At 54.2% G+C, this 19,001-nt stretch carries 18 protein-coding genes; 9 read left to right on the top strand and 9 right to left on the bottom strand.

The window, feature by feature from the left end:
- Nucleotides 1–17 precede the first annotated feature (17 nt).
- The 4 genes from AS19_RS08305 to AS19_RS08320 all read right to left on the bottom strand — a co-directional run bounded on the left by AS19_RS08305 (nt 18) and on the right by AS19_RS08320 (nt 5,056).
- Nucleotides 18–1,688 (bottom strand): hypothetical protein, encoded by a 1,671-nt coding sequence (locus AS19_RS08305; protein ID WP_046961928.1) that lies wholly within the window; start codon nt 1,686–1,688, stop codon nt 18–20.
- Nucleotides 1,689–1,796: 108 nt separating this feature from the next.
- On the bottom strand, nt 1,797–2,255 hold the full coding sequence (locus AS19_RS08310; protein ID WP_011589585.1) for a hypothetical protein: 459 nt from the start codon (nt 2,253–2,255) through the stop codon (nt 1,797–1,799).
- Between the two features lie 940 nt (nt 2,256–3,195).
- A complete protein-coding gene (locus AS19_RS08315; RefSeq protein WP_035461182.1) occupies nt 3,196–3,846 on the bottom strand; it encodes a triacylglycerol lipase in 651 nt (216 codons plus the stop codon).
- Nucleotides 3,847–3,928: 82 nt separating this feature from the next.
- Nucleotides 3,929–5,056, bottom strand: coding sequence for an aminotransferase class V-fold PLP-dependent enzyme (locus AS19_RS08320; RefSeq protein ID WP_046961929.1), 1,128 nt, complete (start codon nt 5,054–5,056; stop codon nt 3,929–3,931).
- Nucleotides 5,057–5,338: 282 nt separating this feature from the next.
- Between AS19_RS08320 and rsxA the strand changes: the two genes are divergently transcribed.
- The 7 genes from rsxA (at nt 5,339) to AS19_RS08355 (ending at nt 12,883) form a co-directional block, all read left to right on the top strand.
- The gene (gene rsxA / locus AS19_RS08325; protein ID WP_011588890.1) at nt 5,339–5,923 is read left to right on the top strand and encodes an electron transport complex subunit RsxA; all 585 of its coding nucleotides are present in this window, start codon (nt 5,339–5,341) and stop codon (nt 5,921–5,923) included.
- On the top strand, nt 5,920–6,504 hold the full coding sequence (rsxB, locus tag AS19_RS08330; protein WP_011588891.1) for an electron transport complex subunit RsxB: 585 nt from the start codon (nt 5,920–5,922) through the stop codon (nt 6,502–6,504). The genes rsxA and rsxB overlap by 4 nt, the downstream gene beginning before the upstream one ends.
- An 82-nt stretch (nt 6,505–6,586) precedes the next feature.
- The gene (gene rsxC, locus AS19_RS08335; protein WP_046961930.1) at nt 6,587–9,562 is read left to right on the top strand and encodes an electron transport complex subunit RsxC; all 2,976 of its coding nucleotides are present in this window, start codon (nt 6,587–6,589) and stop codon (nt 9,560–9,562) included.
- 118 nt (nt 9,563–9,680) lie between these two features.
- On the top strand, nt 9,681–10,709 hold the full coding sequence (gene rsxD, locus AS19_RS08340; protein ID WP_011588893.1) for an electron transport complex subunit RsxD: 1,029 nt from the start codon (nt 9,681–9,683) through the stop codon (nt 10,707–10,709).
- The gene (rsxG, locus tag AS19_RS08345; protein WP_011588894.1) at nt 10,709–11,356 is read left to right on the top strand and encodes an electron transport complex subunit RsxG; all 648 of its coding nucleotides are present in this window, start codon (nt 10,709–10,711) and stop codon (nt 11,354–11,356) included. Before rsxD ends, rsxG begins: the two co-directional genes overlap by 1 nt.
- Nucleotides 11,349–12,062 carry an electron transport complex subunit E gene (locus AS19_RS08350; protein ID WP_035461174.1) on the top strand — a complete coding sequence of 238 codons (714 nt, stop codon included), beginning with the start codon at nt 11,349–11,351 and terminating at the stop codon, nt 12,060–12,062. The genes rsxG and AS19_RS08350 overlap by 8 nt, the downstream gene beginning before the upstream one ends.
- 290 nt (nt 12,063–12,352) lie before the next feature.
- The gene (locus AS19_RS08355; RefSeq protein ID WP_011588896.1) at nt 12,353–12,883 is read left to right on the top strand and encodes a glycine zipper 2TM domain-containing protein; all 531 of its coding nucleotides are present in this window, start codon (nt 12,353–12,355) and stop codon (nt 12,881–12,883) included.
- Between the two features lie 84 nt (nt 12,884–12,967).
- Here AS19_RS08355 and gltS read toward each other — a convergent pair whose 3' ends face one another.
- On the bottom strand, nt 12,968–14,152 hold the full coding sequence (gene gltS, locus AS19_RS08360) for a sodium/glutamate symporter (RefSeq protein ID WP_011588897.1): 1,185 nt from the start codon (nt 14,150–14,152) through the stop codon (nt 12,968–12,970).
- A 115-nt stretch (nt 14,153–14,267) separates the two neighbouring features.
- Between gltS and nth the strand changes: the two genes are divergently transcribed.
- The gene (gene nth / locus AS19_RS08365) at nt 14,268–14,906 is read left to right on the top strand and encodes an endonuclease III (protein WP_011588898.1); all 639 of its coding nucleotides are present in this window, start codon (nt 14,268–14,270) and stop codon (nt 14,904–14,906) included.
- A gap of 127 nt (nt 14,907–15,033) precedes the next feature.
- Here nth and AS19_RS08370 read toward each other — a convergent pair whose 3' ends face one another.
- Nucleotides 15,034–15,777 carry a dienelactone hydrolase family protein gene (locus AS19_RS08370; protein WP_011588899.1) on the bottom strand — a complete coding sequence of 248 codons (744 nt, stop codon included), beginning with the start codon at nt 15,775–15,777 and terminating at the stop codon, nt 15,034–15,036.
- Nucleotides 15,778–15,911: 134 nt separating this feature from the next.
- A complete protein-coding gene (locus AS19_RS08375) occupies nt 15,912–16,538 on the bottom strand; it encodes a YigZ family protein (protein WP_255346568.1) in 627 nt (208 codons plus the stop codon).
- A 26-nt stretch (nt 16,539–16,564) separates the two neighbouring features.
- Between AS19_RS08375 and AS19_RS08380 the strand changes: the two genes are divergently transcribed.
- On the top strand, nt 16,565–16,858 hold the full coding sequence (locus AS19_RS08380) for a hypothetical protein (RefSeq protein WP_041704967.1): 294 nt from the start codon (nt 16,565–16,567) through the stop codon (nt 16,856–16,858).
- Nucleotides 16,859–17,023: 165 nt separating this feature from the next.
- Here AS19_RS08380 and AS19_RS08385 read toward each other — a convergent pair whose 3' ends face one another.
- Together AS19_RS08385 and mazG are read right to left on the bottom strand one after the other, a co-directional pair.
- On the bottom strand, nt 17,024–18,043 hold the full coding sequence (locus AS19_RS08385; RefSeq protein ID WP_011588902.1) for a porin: 1,020 nt from the start codon (nt 18,041–18,043) through the stop codon (nt 17,024–17,026).
- A gap of 176 nt (nt 18,044–18,219) precedes the next feature.
- Nucleotides 18,220–18,996, bottom strand: a complete 777-nt coding sequence (gene mazG / locus AS19_RS08390) for a nucleoside triphosphate pyrophosphohydrolase (protein WP_011588903.1) — start codon at nt 18,994–18,996, stop codon at nt 18,220–18,222.
- Nucleotides 18,997–19,001: the final 5 nt, after the last annotated feature.

A 19,001-nucleotide genomic window follows, 5' to 3' on the forward strand; every position in this document is an offset into this window, starting at 1 on the left:
CCGGCAGCAACCGATTGTTATATTTCGCCAGCTAACGCAATCACATCTGTTTGATACCCCTCAACTAGAGGTTTAGCTGGACTCATTAGCAACTCTCTTGCCTTTTGGGATATATCGCCTTCGTTTAACACCCTAATCCTGACAAAATCTACGGGCTTGTCTTTCATAGGTTGATATAGCTCCATTGCATACAAAACTTTAGAAATTAAGGTTCGAAAGTACAGCGGCCTTGAGTTATTTATTGGTTCACCTTCGCCGTTTAATACGCTCCCTCCCCAACAACATACTGTTGCAGCATTTAGAAGTTTAAATCTTTGTACCAAATTTTGACGATCTATTATCGCAACTTCTTCAGGGAAAGCATTCAAATTATCAGAACCAGATGTAATACGCACATTCTCCTCAAATAAATTCAATATTGTTCCTTCAAAACCAACATTTGCCACAGGTGATTTAAAGAAGCCGGCTAGCTTCTTTAGCGTACCATTGTCCAGAGGTGTTACTGCTAAATCGCCTTCAAAATTTAACGGAACTCCCATTTTATTCAATAGATTAAACTCTCCTTTAGTTAAACAACCGCTATTATATAGCGTTTTATCTTTAACGAATTTTGTTAATGTAAGAGCGTTTCTCATGGAGTTTAAGCTATCAAAAACATTGAGACCGTAACTACTGGATAATTTGTCGATAATATCTCTGCAACTCTGCCGAAAGGCTTCTGGACTATTCGCATTAGTCAAATCTCTAAGCATACCATTCTTTCGAAGTTCGTCACTTAAGGTCTCCTCACTACCTCCGTAAACCCTAATTCTATTAAGAGGATTTGAAAAAGGATCAACCGTAGGGATGGCATCTCGGTAGTTACTCGGAACACTTGTGTTCTTTAATACACGACCAGAAACTAAGCTGGTAAACAATCGAGTTGAGAACTTTATGTCTGCTAACTTATCATCTTTTACCGTGGACACACGGTAAACGACGTCTTTACTCCCATCACTTACTGGCTCCAGTGCATTGTTAACATTTGATTCAATTGAATTGCTTAACATCTTCGAGATAATATCGTCAACCGCTTGAGCGGCCTCTTTAACCTTCGGTGAAGATATTGTTGAAATTGCCCATGATCCCGGAGAAATCCCGCCATAACTAGAGACAATATCTGAAACTGTACTTATTATTCGAACATCTTTATCATTCGATGACACATATTTAAATTTAAAGCCTATTTTACTGAAATCGGAAATCGGAATCGCAGGCGATCTGTATTTTTTTGTTAAATCACTTTTCCATGATTGACCTTCACTATCGTATATATAGGAAAAAACAACAAACTCCGGAAGCTTGACGCCATTCAAGGTTGGCACAACACTTATTCCAAATTGTTTTCTTTCCTCCCCAAAAAGACTTACAACATAGTTCATAAGTTTTTGTGCTTCTGGACCTTCAACAGCAGACTTATATAAAGTTGTATCGATCAATAACTGGCCATAGTAGTAATTTGGTATGGGAATTGGATCGAACGTTTTTCTTTCACTTACCAGTTCTACCACTCCTATCCCAAGAATTTCTGTTTCAATCTTTGCGGAAGTTACTGCTGCTTCTTCTTTTTCAACCGTCGAGGGAGATGAGGCGCACCCCGCTATAGCCAAAAAGCAGAACACTACCAATATTTTTTTTATGTTAAACATTCGAATCTCCTTTATACGATATCTGAAAAATATAACGCTTTTGTTTAGCGGCGCCCCCTCAAGGGCGTCCGGTGGAGGCCGCAGGCCGGAACGAACTACAACAATTTGTTAGGTTTTGGCTTCATTCGTGGGGCGAACCCGATTATCAGTAATAGTTTGCTTTAAATATGTTGGTGCATGCTTGAGCGCAGCCATTCCCATCTCTTTTCTTATATCGTTCCGCAGAGCATTGACGAGGTCATCCGCACTGTAATGATTTTTTCCGGTAAGTTGCCTAACAAAAATATTTGTAAGCTCCGCCTCCTCCTCTGTTCCATAGAGATGCACCGTTGCAACAGCGTGTTCAAATTCCCGGGTGTAATCGTCGAGCTCCCCAGCCGCATTTATGCGAACAGGCCGACCACCATCTATTCCTACGCGGACAAAGGTATCGTAGGCAGCAGCCAATTGAGATACGCGTCGCTCACGACGAAGTGCTACTTTGTTCTGGACAATTGAGAAAGCCCAACCACCAAGAACAACGATGTTGGTAATTGCCAAGCCGATGTAGAAATCTAAAGGAGACATTTTCGAAACCTAACAGCGTATTCACTCGAACGATTCGACATATCTTTTTTCGACATATTTCTTAACAGGCTACCGTATATAATTCCGATAAACCCATAACATTTAGCAACTTACCCAAGAGGTGAGAACTTTTCCCATCTGACAAAACTCGAACGAGCGGCCTATTTCCGGGGACCCCATGCACATTTAAGTCGCAACTCGAACAAAAGATCAATGACTTAGCGAATCTTGAGATATCACCTACACGCATTTGGGCCCCGTTCTGTTGAGCACGGGTTCCCATTGATTCGGCCTGGGGGAGCTGATTGCTCGTGAAGGAAAAGGAAACAAGGATCGAGTCACTGTACTTTCCAGCCAGTGACATGGGCGGCTGAGGCTTCAGATAAATATAGCCACCTGCTATTACAAGCAGTGAACAATTTCGGCGTCAGATATTGCCTTTTTCCCCTTGGATCACGGGGCAAGACCTGCCCCTCGCGTGCTTTTGTATTTCCGAATCTTCTGCGCTTTTTTTTGCGTCTTATTTTTTGGATAAAACCAGCATGACAAGCTTGACCAGAAGATAGGATGAAAAGATAAGAAAAACCCAGAACGCAAAATATGGATAGATAGCCGGAGCAGCCAAATAATCGCATCCCTGCTGACATATGACAGCGTAATAAATGCCTGATAACAGGCACGTAATCCCTGAGCCAATAAGCCCAATGAAATATAGAAGTGGTTTTTTCAAGTTAAACACCCATTAATGTAGGGTAATCAGAACCCTATAAGCGGTTCCCCCCTAGCTCAACCGTTTCCCTATTAGCAGCCTGTTGTTGATGATGACCGACGAAACGGCCTGGCATAACAGCCCTTTGTGGTGCCATAGCCAAGTTGCTACACAGAGCTCAAACCAAGGTTGCGTTGAAAGCAGGTCAACGCCAGTGATACTCGGGCTTTTCTACCCCTCAGGGGAAAACTGCCCCGTTTCCAAAAACACCTTTACCTGCTCAATCACCGCGCCGTTTCGCATCATGAACGGATGCGTCACCGGCAATACCAAATGATCCTGCATGCCTTCGACTTTGGTTCTTTCCACGGTGACTTTGCCGTCATTGGGGCCGGGAAGTTGGGTGGAGAGCAGAAAATTGATGGTTTGGTTGCCGGCAATGACTCCCACCGGAAAATCCACTGGGCCAAGCTGGTTGGGGATGCTATCCGGGCCGGTGCCCATTTGGCTGCCGGCTGGGCCGTTGAACCACTGGAATGGCGCCCAGCTACCGAGGCGGTCGACGACTTCACTGCCCTGATTGGGTGGGCCGAGCATGACGGTTCTGCCCAGGCGTGGAATCGTATGTTGGCTGAGATACTGGCGCAGCAAAATGCCACCCATGGAGTGGGTGACAAAATGAACCGCCCCGTTGGGTGGGCATTTATTCAGTGCGGCGCGAAGGGTTTCAGCGGCAAGGGTTTGAATGTTCTTTTTGGTAGAAGGATAGCCCTGATTAACCACGGCATAACCGCTTTTCTCCAGGGCCGTTTCCATTTTCTTCATTGAATGGGCGGTTCTGGCCAACCCATGCAACAACACAACGCATTGCGGCTCGTCCATGCTTTCCTCCGCCTGTGCTGAAGGATTAACGAACACGGACGCCAGCAATACTGCCAGCGCCCCTACCCTGCCCGTGAAAAGGCTAGCCAATTTGATCCAGTGCGGTTTTGAGGCGGGCCACCGCCACATCCACGTCGCCGAGTTTGTCCAAGCCAAACAGGCCAACACGGAAGGTTTTGAAGTCCGCCGGTTCGTCACACATAAGAGGCACACCGCCTGCGGTCTGCAGACCTTGCGCCACAAACGCCGCGCCACTTTTAATGCCATCGTCGCCGGTGTAGGACACCACCACGCCGGGAGCTTCAAAGCCCGGTGCCGCCACGCTGGCAAAACCATGCTCAGCCATCAACGCACGGACTGCCTTGCCCAGCTGCCACTGTTGGGCTTTAACGGTGTCCAGGCCACGTTCCACGGTTTCCAGCATGGTGTCGCGGAAAGCGGTCAGCGCATCGGTGGGCATGGTGGCGTGGTAGGCATGGCCGCCGTTTTCATAGGCAATCATGATGTCGCGCCATTTACGCAGGTCGCAGGCAAAGCTGGTGCTGGTGGTCTCCTGCAGGCGCTTGTCGGCCGCTTCGCTGAGCATCACCAGTGCGCTGCACGGCGAGCTGCTCCAGCCTTTTTGTGGCGCGCTGATTAACACATCCACGCCGCACGCCTGCATATCCACCCAGATGGTGCCGGAGGCAATGCAGTCGAGCACGAACAGGCCACCCACGCTGTGCACTGCATCTGCCACCTGTTTGATGTAGTCATCGGGCAGAATAATGCCGGACGCCGTTTCCACATGAGGCGCAAACACCATGGCCGGTTTTTCAGCCTTAATCGCCGCGACCACGTCTTCAATAGGAGCCGGTGCAAACGCCGCTTGCGGCTGGTCACTAACCGGTGACGCCTTGAGCACGGTTTCTTTGGCGGGAATCTTGCCCATCTCGAAGATCTGGCTCCAGCGGAAGCTGAAGAAGCCATTGCGGATCACCAGGCAAGATTGATCGGTGGCAAACTGCCGGGCCACCGCTTCCATGCCATAGCTGCCGCCGCCGGGCACCACGGTCACCGAATGCGCGTTATAGACCTGCTTCAAGGTCGATGAGATATCCCGCATCACCTGCTGAAAGCGCTGTGACATATGGTTCAGGGAACGGTCGGTGAAAACCACGGAATATTCGAGCAGACCATCACGGTCAAAATCGCGGGGTAAGGCAGGCACAGGTTTCTCCCAATCAACAAGGTTAGGGGTACGGGGTCTTTCGTCTGTCTTGGATACTGGATTGCCCGGCCCACCGCAACCGTTTGCCCCCTCTGGGCGGCAAAATAGTGGCAAAAGCAGTTCAACTGCTTAAAAGACCACCAATGGCCTGTATCCCTCTGCCTATTAAGCTTATTCGCTATCATTCTTGAGCCAATACAGGCGCTGCCGCATACTATGCACCCTTAACGCCTTGTAAACATGGCGTTTACTCCTATTTTCGGCAAGCGAGCCTGCGATCACATGACTGAGTACGTCCTGATTCTGATCAGCGCTGTGCTGGTGAACAATTTCGTGCTGGTGCAGTTCCTTGGGCTGTGCCCATTCATGGGGGTTTCCAATAAAGTGGAGACCGCCATGGGTATGTCTTTGGCCACCACTTTCGTGCTGACCCTGTCTTCGGTGCTTGCCTACCTGACCTGGGCCTACATTCTGGTGCCCTTTGAACTTGAATACCTGCGCACCATCAGCTTTATTTTGGTGATCGCCGTGGCCGTGCAGTTCACCGAAATGTTTGTTAAGAAAGCCAGCCCCTTGCTGTACCGGGTGCTGGGCGTCTTTCTGCCCCTCATTACCTCTAACTGTGCCGTGCTGGGCGTGGCTCTGCTGAATGTTCGCCAGGAAGACGCCACGTTTATGTCGTCGCTGACCTATGGTTTCGGCGCCGCCATTGGTTTTTCCCTGGTACTGATTCTGTTTGCTGCCATGCGTGAGCGCATTGCCGTGGCCGACGTGCCCGAAGCTTTTCGCGGCCCCAGCATCGGCCTGATTACCGCTGGCTTGATGTCGCTGGCGTTCATGGGCTTTTCCGGGTTGATCAAGCTATGAGTGGTGTACTGATTGCTGTCGCCGCCCTGCTAGCTTTGGCCGCCGTGTTCGGTGCGGTGCTGGGTTTTGCCTCGGAAAAGTTCAAAGTGGAAGGCGACCCGATCGTCGACCAAATCGACTCATTGCTGCCCCAAACCCAATGCGGCCAGTGCGGCCATCCGGGCTGTCGCCCCTACGCAGAAGCCATTGCTGAAGGCGAAGAGCACAACCGCTGCCCGCCAGGGGGGCAAGACACGGTTGTTGCGTTATCGGAACTGTTGGGCCGCGAAGAACTGACGCTGGATGATGAAGGCGCGGAAGACGCTAACGTGGCCAAGGTGGCCTACATCCGTGAAGACGAGTGTATTGGCTGCACCAAGTGCATCCAGGCTTGCCCGGTAGATGCCATTGTCGGCGCCGCCAAGCTGATGCACACCGTCATTGTGGATGAGTGCACCGGCTGCGACCTCTGCGTGGAGCCCTGCCCGGTGGATTGCATTGATATGCTGGAAGTGAAGCCCACCCTGCAAACCTGGGGCTGGCAGCGCCCGGCCGGCATTGGTGAACGCCCGGACAGCCGTATCGAGGTGGTGAATTTATGACACACCCGATACATAACACCACGCGCATGATGCGGGTGCTTTGCCAACCTGCTCCGCTCGCCCATGGCGGGAGGTTTTTGCTATGAGTCAGGCCCAAACCGATAAAGCGCAGAAGCCCCGCTCGATTTTTGCCCGCCTGGCATCAGGCGTGCGGCGCTCGGCGACTCCTGCTGGAAAGATTCATGACTTCCATGGCGGCATTCATCCGCCGGAAATGAAACACTTGTCCAACGGCACGCCCATTATGGCCGGCCCGCTGCCACAGCAGCTGGTGTTGCCGTTGAACATGCACATCGGCGCGCCTGCCAAGCCATTGGTGGCACCTGGTGACAAGGTCCTTAAAGGGCAAATGATTGCCGAACCCGTCGGTGCGGTGAGCGCGGGCATTCATGCGCCCACCTCTGGCACGGTCAGCGCTATCGGCCCACGCCCCATACAACACCCGTCAGGAATGGATGCCGTATGTATCGTCATCGATACCGATGGCGAAGACCAGTGGATTGAACACCAAGGCGTTACCGATTTCACCGAAAAAAGCCCGGCGGAGCTGGTCGATATAATTCGCCACGCGGGCATTGCCGGCATGGGCGGCGCCGGCTTCCCTACCAGCATCAAAGTTAACTTGGGCGACCACCAGCGCGTAGAGCAGCTGATCATCAATGCGGTGGAGTGCGAACCCTACATCACCGCCGACGACCGCCTGATGCGCGAACGTGCCGAGCAAATCGTTACTGGCATTCATATTCTTCAATACCTTCTCAATCCTCGCCGTACCTTAATCGGTATCGAGGACAACAAGCCCGAGGCCATTTCCGCGATCAAGCGGGCCTGCAAAGGCTGCGATATTGAAGTGCGCGTGGTGCCCACCAAATACCCCTCCGGCGGTGAGAAGCAGCTAATCCAGTTGCTCACCGGCAAGGAAGTGGCCAGTGGCCAATTGCCTGCCCAGGTGGGCGTGGTATGCCAAAACGTGGGCACGGCCTATGCCATTAAACGGGCCGTGTGTGATGGCGAGCCACTGATATCGCGGGTCACCACCCTCACCGGCGATGGCGTCAGCCAGCCCGGTAACTACGAGGTGCTGCTGGGCACCCCGGTGCGCGATTTACTGGCCTATGGCAACTTGGCTGGCCTGGAGATTGGCCGTTTGGTCATGGGTGGGCCAATGATGGGCTTCACCCTGCACAACCCGGCTGTGCCGGTGGTCAAAACCACCAACTGCATTATTGCTGCCAGCCCGGAAGAGCTGCCGGAACCGCCACCGGAACAACCCTGTATTCGCTGTGGTTCCTGCGCGGAAGTGTGCCCAGCCAACCTGCTGCCCCAGCAACTGTACTGGCACGCCAAGAATGACGACCTGGAAAAAGCACAGCATCACAACCTGATGGACTGCATCGAATGCGGTGCCTGTGCCTATGTATGCCCCAGCCATATTCCCTTGGTGCAGTACTACCGCTACGCCAAGGCCGAAGTTCGCCAACAGGCCGCAGACCAGCTAAAAGCCGACAAGGCTCGCCAGCGCTTCGAAGCCCGGCAGGCTCGCATCGAGCACGAACAGGCAGAAAAAGAAGCCCGTCGCCAGGCGCGCCTGGAAGCCAATCGCAAGAAGAAGGAAACCGGCCCGGCCGCCGCCAGTTCCGTGGATGTGGCCGCCCTGAAACAGGCGTCACTGGATGCCTCAAAAGCCTACAAAGCCGCAGTGAAAGCGGCCAAGGCCGCAGAGGCCGATGGCGCAGACAACGTGGCCGAACTGAAAGCCCAGGCGGAGAGCCTAAAAGCCGTGGCCGACCAGGCCAAAGCGGCAGTGCGTGATGCCAAAGACGGCTCCCCCGTTGCGGCAGCCCCGGCAGAAGATACGGTGGCCAAACTCAAGAAGCAGGTCGGCGAGGCCTCCAGCGCGTACAAGGCGGCAGTGAAAGCCGCCAAAGCAGCGGAAGCCGAAGGCGCAGACAATGTGGCGGAATTGAAAGCCCAGGCAGACACACTGAAAGCCGCCGCTGACGCACTCAAGGCTGAGCTGCGCGATGCCAAAGCCAATGCACCAGCGGCCAGCGCACCGGCCACACAGGTAGACCCGGTTGCCGAGTTGAAGAAACAGGTCGGTGAAGCCTCCTCCGCTTACAAGGCCGCAGTGAAAGCGGCCAAACAGGCCGATGAGAACGGCGATGATAACGCTGCCGAACTCCGCGCCGAAGCAGACCGGTTGAAAGCCATTGCCGACCAACTGAAAGCCGAGCTCCGTGACGCCAAGGCCAGCGCGCCAGCCACCGCTGCGCCTGTAACAGCGCCCGCCACAGCTAAAACCGACCCGGTAACAGCGCTGAAGCAACAGGTTGGCGAAGCCTCCATGGCCTACAAGGCGGCGGTAAAAGCAGCCAAGCAGGCCGATGAAGAGGGCGCCGATAACGTGGCCGAGCTTCGCGCCGAGGCAGACCGCCTAAAAGCTATCGCGGATCAGCTAAAAGCCGACCTACGCGATGCCAAAGCCGCCGCGCCCACTGTACCCGCACCTACGCCAACGCCCGCAGCAGCCCCGCCGGCGGCCACCGACCGCCCTGCGGTTACGGAAGAACAGGCGCCGCAGTCGTTGACTGAAGTCGACCCGGAACAGGCGGCCAAACGGCAGAAACGCCTTAAGGGCTTAAAAACCGCCTATAACATGGCGCACAAGCAATACAAGGAAGCCCACGCTGCCTTCGAACGGGCCGAGCGCAACGAAACCGCCAGCGCCGACGAACTCAGCGCTATGCAGGGCAAAATCGACAAGCTCAAAGCCAAGGCGGACAACGCCCGTGATGCACTGGATGCACTGATCGAAGAAGCCAAAGCCGACATTCGTGCCCATACCGGCAAAGACCTGAAAACCCTGAAACTGGAAGTCGCCCGCGCAGAAAGTGCTCTGGCAGACAAACAGCAGGAACTGGAACAGCAACGCAGCAGTGCGTCGGAAGACACCCTTGAAGCGCTAAGCTCGGAACTTCAGGCGCTGGAAAGCGAAACCCAGATTGCCCGCAAGGCGCTCAAGCAAGCGCTAGAAGAACAAGGATTGGCAGAATGAATATAACCCTGACGCCGGATGCAGGCTCCCAGGCGCTGACCTTCTGCAGGAGCGTCGCTGGCAGCGCGATTCTCGCGCCCTCAATATCGGCGCGTTCGGCCACACATGGGATATATCAATGAGCCTGATTACCTCAACGTCACCCCATGCCACGGTGAAAAACAACACCGGCGCGTTTATGCGCCAGGTGATCTACGCCACCCTGCCCGGCCTTGCCGTACTCACTTGGCAGTTTGGCTGGGGGTCGGTGATCAACGTGCTCTGGGCGGTGATTGTTGCGCTGGTCAGTGAAGCGTTATTCCTAAAAGCCCGTGGCCGCAATATCGCCTTCTACCTGAAAGACTACAGTGCGGTGGTGACTGCGGTACTGCTTGGTTTAGCGTTGCCGCCCACCGCCCCCTGGTGGCTCACCCTGGTGGGTGTCAGCTTTGCCATCATCGTAGCCAAGCAGCTATACGGCGGCCTTGGCATGAACCCCTTCAACCCGGCCATGGTCGGCTATGTGCTGCTGCTCATTTCCTTCCCGGTGGCCATGACTCAATGGCTGGCGCCCGGCGAACCGTTATCGTTGCTGCAAAGCTGGCAGCTGTTTACCGGGCAACTGCCGGTAGACGGGCTCAGCGGTGCCACCCCACTAGACACCTTCCGCACCGTCCACAGTGCCGGGGCAAGCAGCGAGATAGAGCTGGCCAGCCACAGTATTCTGCATGGCCAGTTTGCCGGGCTGGGTTGGGAATGGGTCAACCTGGCATTCCTGCTCGGCGGCCTGTATCTCATTAGCCGCAAAATCATCACCTGGCACATTCCTGCGGGCTTTCTCGCAGGCCTAGGCTTACCGGCTCTGCTTGCCTGGTTGATTGATCCGGTCCGCTTTGCCGACCCGCTCTTTCAGCTGTTTTCTGGTGGCGCCATGCTGGGGGCATTCTTTATCGCCACCGACCCGGTCAGTGCCGCCACCAGCCGCATGGGCCGGCTGGTTTATGCCTTGCTGATCGGCGTGCTGATCTGGGTGATTCGCACCTTTGGCGGCTACCCGGACGCGGTGGCATTTTCGGTATTGCTGCTCAACCTGTCCGCCCCCTTCATTGATTACTACACCCAGCCACGGACCTACGGGCATAAGTCATCCAACCGAGGGACCAACTGATGATGCGCTATGCCATCACCAAGAACGCGGTGATCCTCGGGCTGTTTGCCATTGGCACAGCCGCCACCCTGGCCATTACCAATGAAGCCACGTTAGATCAGGTGCGCTGCAACAAGCAGCAAGCGCTGATGACCTCATTGAATCAGGTGATGCCTCATCATCAGCACGACAACGACTTGCTTGCCGACCGTATCACCGTGAACGATCCCCTGCTGGGCCGCAGCGAGCAGCACCTATACCGTGCCCGGCTTAATGGCGAGAACAGCGGTGCCGTTCTGGAAGCCAACGCCCCGGATGGCTACGGCGGCGCCATTGCCTTGATTGTCGGCGTGGATACCCAAGGCCAAGTGCAAGGCGTGCGCGTGGTGCCGCCTCACAATGAAACCCCGGGTTTGGGGGACAGTATCGAAACCAAAAAGTCTGACTGGATTCTTGGCTTCAATGGCCATTCTCTGGGCAACCCAGAGGCGGCAGGCTGGGCCGTAAAGAAAGACGGCGGCGAGTTCGACAGCTTTACCGGCGCCACCATTACCCCCCGTGCGGTAGTCGGCGCCGTGCACCGCGCGCTACAGTATTTCTCGGCTAACCAGAACCACGTCTTCAGCGCCCCTGCAGACACCACCCCGGTGGAGACCTGTGATGAGTGATGTGAACTACAAAAAGATCAGCATGGACGGCTTGTGGAATAACAACCCGGCCACCGTGCAGATTCTCGGCCTGTGCCCTTTGCTGGCAGTTACCGGGTCCGTGGTCAACGCCATGGGCCTGGGCCTGGCAACGCTGGTGGTGCTGATGGGATCCAACGCCTGCGTATCACTGATTCGTCATTACGTTACCGATGCTGTGCGCCTGCCTGCCTTCGTAATGATCATCGCGGCCATGGTAACCGTGATCGAAATGCTGATGCAGGCTTACACCTTTGAGCTGTATGAAATCCTCGGCATTTTCATTCCGCTGATCGTAACCAACTGCACCGTGCTGGGCCGCGCCGATGCCTTCGCCAGTAAAAATGCGGTTCTGCCCGCTATGGTGGACGGCGTGATGATGGGCATGGGCTTTTTGGTGATCTTGCTGATTCTCGGTGGCATGCGCGAACTGGTAGGCCAAGGCACACTGTTCAGCAACATGCAGCTGCTCTTCGGCCCCATGGCTGCCCATTGGGAGCTCACGGTCATCGATAACTACGGCGGTTTCCTGCTCGCCATCTTGCCGCCCGGCGCCTTCCTTGGGTTGGGGCTGATCATCGCGGGTAAAAACGTCATCGACAAGCGCATCAAAGAAGTCCAGAAACGCAAAGCCAGCGACGAACCTAAAACCAGCCGTCGGGTGCGCACCACCGGAAAAGTCGGCTAGCCAAGCCTGTCGCCTTCTTGCCCTCCTACGCCCTCTTCGTAGGAGCGGCTCAACCAACAAAAGTGGCCACCAAAACCTCAATGGTGCCGCGCCCATTTGCCATGACCTCTTCTTCATATAAAAAAATGAGGAAGAGGCCATCATGCTCATTTATTTGCTGTGCATGTAAATATTTTTACTCTGTTGAACAGCACAATTCACATTCTTTTGCACTTGTTGTGAGCCACACAGCGAACATTTTCACTGCTACTGAATCATAATGAACACAACTAACAAATAAGGAGTCAGCCATGAAAAGCGCAGCAATTGCCACCTTAAGTATTGTGGGTGCCGTGGCCATCGCGGGTGTGGGCTATGGGGCTTATCAGGCCGTTACCCCACAAAAATCAGGCTATGCAAAAGTGCTCAATGTGGAACCCATAGTGAAAAGCTGGCAAGAACCCCGTGAGGTTTGCCAGCAAGTGAGTGTAGAGCGCAAAAAACCGGTCAAAGACCAACACCGGGTCACCGGTAGTGTGGTTGGTGCCGTTATCGGCGGCGTTGTGGGCCACCAGTTTGGCGGCGGCAGCGGTAAAGATGCCGCCACCGCAGGTGGTGCCATTGCCGGCGGTGTGGCTGGCAACCAGATCCAAAAAGGAATGCAGGAAAAAAACACTTACACTGCAACAGAGCAGCGTTGCAATACGGTAATGGAAAACAAAAGCCGGACCGAAGGCTATGACGTGACCTATACCTTCAATGACAACGAACAGACCATTCGCATGGACAAGAAACCCGGCGAACGGCTCCGCATTGAAGATGGCGACGTGGTCACGCAATAACGCCAACTACGCAAAAAGAAGCCCGCATTAGCGGGCTTCTTTTTTTGGGCTTTCTGCACATAGCAGTGCGCTGTCTGCAGGCCATCATCCCGACAACATCGATACAAACGTTTGAATGATAGTGGCATTAGCAATATCCACGATAAAGCCCCCCACCACCGGTACGATAATAAACGCCAACGGTGAGGGGCCATGATGCTGTGTCACAGATTGAATATTCGCCACCGCGGTTGGTGTTGCCCCCATGGCAAAACCACAGTGGCCTGCACAGAGCACTGCCGAATCGTAGTTACGCCCCATCAGGCGGAAGGTGACAAAGGTAATGAAGGCCAACGCCAACAGCACCTGTCCGATCAGCATTGCCAACATCGGCAAAGCCAGATCCACTAACTGCAACAGCTGCAAACTCATCAGCGTGATTGCCAGAAAAATTCCCAACGCCGTATTGCCCACCACATCAATGGTGGCATCATTGACCTTCCATAGACGGCGCGCAGTATTGCCCAGCAGGATGCACACGAACAACACCCAGACAAACGTCGGCAAGCGGAACACAGAGGCAAACGTTTCTGCCGCCGCTTTACCGACAACAACGCCGATGGAAAGTAACATTAAAATCCGAATCACACTGCCTGCGGAAATAGGGTGTGGTTTCTCTGCCTTGTCGTAGGCTGAGGCATCTTCAGCGGCCCCATGGGCAGGAGCCGCGAGCCGATAACGGCGAATCAAAAACATGGCCAGCGGACCGCCCAGCAAGGCCCCAAATATCAGACCAAAGGTGGCTGATGCTGCCGCCAGCTCCGACACCCCGGTTAACCCAAAATCTTTTTCGAACACCCCGGCCCAAGCTGCGCCGGTACCGTGGCCCCCGGTCATGGTCACCGAGCCACCGATCAACCCGTAGTAAGGCTCTAGGCCCAAGATCTTGGCCATGCCAACCCCGGCCAGATCTTGCAGTGCCACCAATACGATCACTAACACCGCAAACAACAACATGGCCCAGCCACCTTGCTTCAGCAGACGAAAATCTGCAGCTAGGCCCACCGCCCCAAAGAAAAAAAGCATGGAGGGTATCTTCATGCTTTCATCGAACGTTAGGGAAAGCCCACCAAGCTGAAGCCCGGTCACAATGATGGTTGCTAACAAACCGCCCACCACCGGTTCCGGCATATTCAACCGGGAAAGGATGGACACCCGGTGCACCAGCCACTGACCTGACCCAAGAACCAACAAGGCGATCATCAGGGTTTCCATGGCGGAAAACTGCATCTAACTCTCCTTTTTGATCCGTCTATCCGGACCTGACACACCACCGTTCACAGGGGTTACCCCTCACAGTAGCCACTTGATTCGCTATACTGCCTCGCGAACACAGGAAGATGATATGAATCGCGAAAAACGTACTGAAATTTTTTCTCGTCTGCGTGCCCAGAATCCACACCCGACCACCGAACTGGAATACCAGTCGGATTTCGAGCTACTGGTTGCCGTGGTGCTCTCAGCCCAGGCCACGGATGTGGGCGTCAACAAAGCCACCGCGCGGCTATATCCGGTGGCGAATACGCCAGAGGCGATTTTCGCTCTAGGTGTAGATGGGCTCAAAGAGTACATCAAGACCATCGGCCTGTTTAATTCCAAGGCCGAAAACATCATTCAACTGTGTAAAATATTGATCGAACAGCATGAGAGCCAGGTACCCCGCACCCGTGAAGAGCTAGAAGCCCTTCCCGGTGTTGGCCGCAAAACCGCCAACGTGGTGCTTAATACTGCCTTCGGCTACCCCACCATGGCCGTGGACACCCACATCTTCCGCGTCTCCAACCGCACCCGCATTGCTCCGGGTAAAAATGTGCTGGAGGTAGAAAAACGCCTAGTGCGGCTGGTGCCGGAGGAGTTTCTACGTGACGCCCATCACTGGCTAATTCTGCATGGCCGCTATGTGTGCACCGCCCGTAAACCCAAGTGCGGAGAATGCTTGATCGCTGATCTATGCGAGTTTCCGCCTCGCCAGCGGCCTAGCTAACGGAGCATGGTGAGCCCCGCCATTAGCCGCCGGCTGCCCTCTTATAGTTAAAGGCTCAGCCGTATCTGATCCTGCCCGCGTTGCTTCGCTTTCGGCAGCAAAGGCACGGGGCTTGTCTGGCTAAGGCTTAAGCGGTGGCATCCAACTCACCGCTGAATACCTTCTCGAAAAAAGCCAACACGCGCTGCCAACTATCTTCCGAAGCCCCTGCATCAAACTTCGACCGAAGCGGCGGTAACGGCCCTAGCTTCTTAAAGGTGAAGGTCTGGTGGTCATTCATGAACGAATGCCCCACATCGTCATAGCTGCGAATATCATGCGGCACTCCCAGCGATTCCATATGGCTGGCCAGTCGTTCACCATGATCACCGAACAGCATATCTTGCTTGCCCCAACCTCCCACCGCAGGGCAAATACCACGTAACGTCTCGGCCTTTTTCGGAATACCACCATAGAAAGGAGCGACGACCTGCACCGGCGCCTGGCTGGCATAGAGCACGGCGAAACGCCCCCCCATACAAAAGCCCATAACACCCACCTGGGATACCGGCTCATCCGTCTGCGCTAGCAACCATTTACGGCAAGCCTCCAGCTGAACAAACGCGGTTCCTTTGCCGGTTTCATGGGCCTTAAGGGTTTTCACCACACACAGTGCCTTACTGCCAGGCAAGTCATAGAGATCGGGTACCAGCACCGGATAACCGTTATCCGCCAAACGCGTGGCAATACGCTCAATGTCATCGGTATAGCCAAAAATATCGTGGATGGCGATCACCGCCGCCTTATGTGGCTGGGGGCCTGCTGGCCGCAGCCAACGAGCGCGCATTACATGCCCGTCGGGAAGGGCAATCCCTACCGGTTGATTCGTCATGGAGCATCCTCATTATTGGGGTACATTACCCGGTAGCGTAGCGCGAAATACGGCCAGGGAAAGCGGCTCTTGCTGAATTGGCCCAACCGGCCCTAAGTGAAAAGTGAAAGACGCTATCGAAACACAACAGGCTGCTACGGGCGTGTCACTGCTATTTGCTCGGCTGCACACAAAGCACGCAAATCATCTTGGTCTGTAACTTGGCAGGTCAGCGTGATACTCACGTGCTCGCCATATGTCACCTCCCCCAGCTGTGCTGCATGCTGTTCGGCCCAGAGCCGTATCCGCTGTTCCAGAGCAAACGGCACCGCCAGCGTTAGCGTCACCTGCGGCGTGTGCTCCACCCGCTCCACTTCTGACAGCACAGCTTGTGCCGCAGCGCCGTAGGCTCGCACCAAGCCACCGGCACCAAGTTTTACCCCGCCAAAATAACGAATCACCACCACCAGCACATCGCTTATACCCTTGTGCTGAATCACATTAAAAATGGGCTTCCCTGCCGTACCCGAAGGCTCGCCATCATCATTCATGGCCGCTTGAGCAGAGGCCGGGCTGCCCAGCAAATAGGCGTAACAATGGTGGGTTGCATCCGGGTACCGACGACGAGCCTCATCCACTATTGCCATGGCCTCTGCTCGCCGGGTTACCGGCCTCAACCAAGCGATGAAACGGCTTTTATTGATGACGATTTCGCAATCAATCGGCGATGCGGGAACGGGATAACCGTCGATGTTGGGCCTCCGGGCAAAGATGGGACACAAGCGGCTATGATAAGGTAGTTTCTTCTATGACCGAACCTTTGATCACCATGAGCATGCGCCAACACAAAAACCCGGACAGCCTACGCCGGCGCCAGCAACTCGCCATCTTCATGGCGCTATTGGTCAGTGGTATTATGTTCGCGCCCCTGACTCTCGCGCTTTATAACGATGGCAGCGTACTTTTTCTTATTCTGGGTTTGCTGCTTTGGCTAGGGGTGGGTCGATTTATCTATCACCTGCTGGCCCCCGCAACGCAACCCGGCACTCCAAAGGCCGCCAGCACTGCAGCATTAAACAAAGACAAAGAACATCCGCAGTAATCAGAGGTGAGCATGCTTTGGCCGAGGCCGTAGTGGCCTGCACCTCAAACCCTATGCTGAATATCAGTCGGCGGTTTCGCAAACAAAAAAGCCCGCCAAAAGGCGGGCAATAACTTGCGTCGAGGAATCATTACCCAGGCGGCTAAACGCCGCCTGGGGTTTTCTTTAAAACTTGTGTTCCATGCCAATGCCGAAGATGGTTTCTTCAGTATCAGCCAAGTCGAATTCAAGCTGTGTACCGTAGAGGTAAACCTTGCTGGCTTTGGCCAGTTTGTAGTCTGCACCCAAGCTTACCTGGGTTACTTCTTCGTCGGACACATCGGCTTCAGTCATGCCGTACTGAGCTTTCAACTTCACGCGATCAATCTTGAACGCTGCACTCAAGATATAGGACGATTCTTCGCCTTTATCCATGCCAGGGGCAGATTCTGCTTCTTCAGCCACCTGATATAGGGCACCTAACTCAACGTTACCCGGCTTAAGACCGACCACAACACGGGTAATATCGATAGTCGGGCTATTACCCGTTTCGTCAGTGATCAGCTCATCGACCATGTCCGCATCGTAAGAAACCGCACCGTAAAACATGTCTTTTGCAGCGACCAAAGACACGGAAATGGTGTCTGCCAGGCCAGTTTCCGGATCACCGTCGCCGTCGATATCATCGTTTTCTGCCGGGATAAACGCCGCGTTCAGAGTAACAAGATCACCCAGAGTAGGGGTGCTGTACTGAATGATGTTAGAAACTCGGTTCTCGCCAGACAAAACGTTCTTGATATCGCCACTCAGATCATTGAACTGGTCGATTTTGCCTTGGGCTTTTTTGGTCGGAGTATCAAACTTACCCGCTTTCAGAGTACCGAAGCTGCCTTTCAAACCACCGAAGATGTTACGCTGGCTAAAGGTTTCACCACCTTTGTCGCCATCATCCACGCTAATTTCAAACTCAGCTTGATAGATAGCTTTCAGGCCAGCCACGTCTAGGTCGAAATCACCTTTAACCCCCAGGCGAGAAGCGTTGCTGTTGAGTTCCCAGGCATCTTCGCTGGAGTCCACGCCATTGTCGAACTCGGCGTTTTCCAAAGAAACATTAACTTTACCGTAAACCGTCGGGCCATCGGCTAAAGCCAGACCAGGCATGACTACGGCAGCCCCCACAGCGATCGCAAGCAAATTCTTCTTCATTCCAACACTCCTTCAATCAGGCAATATTTTGTATGCAACGTAACAGCGTGACTGAAACCCCAACCCTACGAGGTAACGTTGACTGCTTGGTGGCGCAGTATGGGGAGAGTGGGTGACTGAAAAGTTTCTTTTATGTGAAGTTTTTATGTCAAGGGAACAAGGCGGCGTGCGCGAGGTCAATCTGACGCTTTTTTCGCTTCTTGCCAAGCGGCTTCCAGCGCACTCTCATCTAACAAACTCAAAGGGCGGGTCTGTAGTGCTTCCATGACCCGAAAACGCCGTTCGAACTTGTTGGTTGCCCGACGCAGTGCTTGCTCCGGGTCTATTTTTAGGTGCCTCGACAGGTTTACAAGGGTAAACAGCACGTCGCCGAACTCATCTTCGATGGCATCTTTGTGACCACTGGAAAGCGCTTCATCCAGCTCCGCCAACTCCCGGCTCACCTGCTCACGAACCGGCTCCGGGGCGCGCCAATCAAAACCCACCTTGGCGGCTTTCTTCTGTACTTTGCCCGCACGCTGCAATGCGGGAAGCCCTGCCGGGACGCCATCGATGGTGCTGTTATGTTCGCGGCCCTTACGGGTGCGCTCCTGTTGCTTGATCTGTTCCCAGTTTGCTTTTACTGCTTGTTCGTCATCGGCCTGGGTACCGGCAAATACATGAGGATGACGGCGAACCATCTTGTCACACAGCACCTGCACAACCTCATTGAAATCGAACAGCCCCTGCTCCTGCGCCATTTGCGAATGGAACACGACCTGCAGTAACAGGTCGCCCAGCTCTTCCTTCAACTCAGGATAGTCCCGCAAGGCAATGGCCTCGGCCACCTCGAAGGCTTCCTCAATGGTGTAAGGCGCAATGGAATCAAAATCCTGTTTGATGTCCCACGGACAGCCGGTTTCCGGGTCGCGGAGTTGGGCCATGATGGACAACAACATTTCGATATTAGACATGCGTT

It is taken from the genome of Alcanivorax sp. NBRC 101098, assembly GCF_001010505.1.
GTDB classification, from domain to species: domain Bacteria; phylum Pseudomonadota; class Gammaproteobacteria; order Pseudomonadales; family Alcanivoracaceae; genus Alcanivorax; species Alcanivorax borkumensis.

What these genes read in the sequence shown, in the direction of transcription:
- nth (WP_011588898.1), top strand. Translation starts at nt 14,268, where the DNA reads ATGAATCGCGAAAAACGTACTGAAATTTTTTCTCGTCTGCGTGCCCAG.
- AS19_RS08310 (WP_011589585.1), bottom strand. Translation starts at nt 2,255, where the DNA reads ATGTCTCCTTTAGATTTCTACATCGGCTTGGCAATTACCAACATCGTT.
- AS19_RS08370 (WP_011588899.1), bottom strand. Translation starts at nt 15,777, where the DNA reads ATGACGAATCAACCGGTAGGGATTGCCCTTCCCGACGGGCATGTAATG.
- AS19_RS08350 (WP_035461174.1), top strand. Translation starts at nt 11,349, where the DNA reads ATGAGTGATGTGAACTACAAAAAGATCAGCATGGACGGCTTGTGGAAT.
- rsxG (WP_011588894.1), top strand. Translation starts at nt 10,709, where the DNA reads ATGATGCGCTATGCCATCACCAAGAACGCGGTGATCCTCGGGCTGTTT.
- rsxD (WP_011588893.1), top strand. Translation starts at nt 9,681, where the DNA reads ATGAGCCTGATTACCTCAACGTCACCCCATGCCACGGTGAAAAACAAC.
- AS19_RS08305 (WP_046961928.1), bottom strand. Translation starts at nt 1,688, where the DNA reads ATGTTTAACATAAAAAAAATATTGGTAGTGTTCTGCTTTTTGGCTATA.
- gltS (WP_011588897.1), bottom strand. Translation starts at nt 14,152, where the DNA reads ATGCAGTTTTCCGCCATGGAAACCCTGATGATCGCCTTGTTGGTTCTT.
- AS19_RS08315 (WP_035461182.1), bottom strand. Translation starts at nt 3,846, where the DNA reads ATGGACGAGCCGCAATGCGTTGTGTTGTTGCATGGGTTGGCCAGAACC.
- AS19_RS08380 (WP_041704967.1), top strand. Translation starts at nt 16,565, where the DNA reads ATGACCGAACCTTTGATCACCATGAGCATGCGCCAACACAAAAACCCG.
- rsxB (WP_011588891.1), top strand. Translation starts at nt 5,920, where the DNA reads ATGAGTGGTGTACTGATTGCTGTCGCCGCCCTGCTAGCTTTGGCCGCC.
- rsxA (WP_011588890.1), top strand. Translation starts at nt 5,339, where the DNA reads ATGACTGAGTACGTCCTGATTCTGATCAGCGCTGTGCTGGTGAACAAT.
- mazG (WP_011588903.1), bottom strand. Translation starts at nt 18,996, where the DNA reads ATGTCTAATATCGAAATGTTGTTGTCCATCATGGCCCAACTCCGCGAC.
- AS19_RS08355 (WP_011588896.1), top strand. Translation starts at nt 12,353, where the DNA reads ATGAAAAGCGCAGCAATTGCCACCTTAAGTATTGTGGGTGCCGTGGCC.
- AS19_RS08385 (WP_011588902.1), bottom strand. Translation starts at nt 18,043, where the DNA reads ATGAAGAAGAATTTGCTTGCGATCGCTGTGGGGGCTGCCGTAGTCATG.
- rsxC (WP_046961930.1), top strand. Translation starts at nt 6,587, where the DNA reads ATGAGTCAGGCCCAAACCGATAAAGCGCAGAAGCCCCGCTCGATTTTT.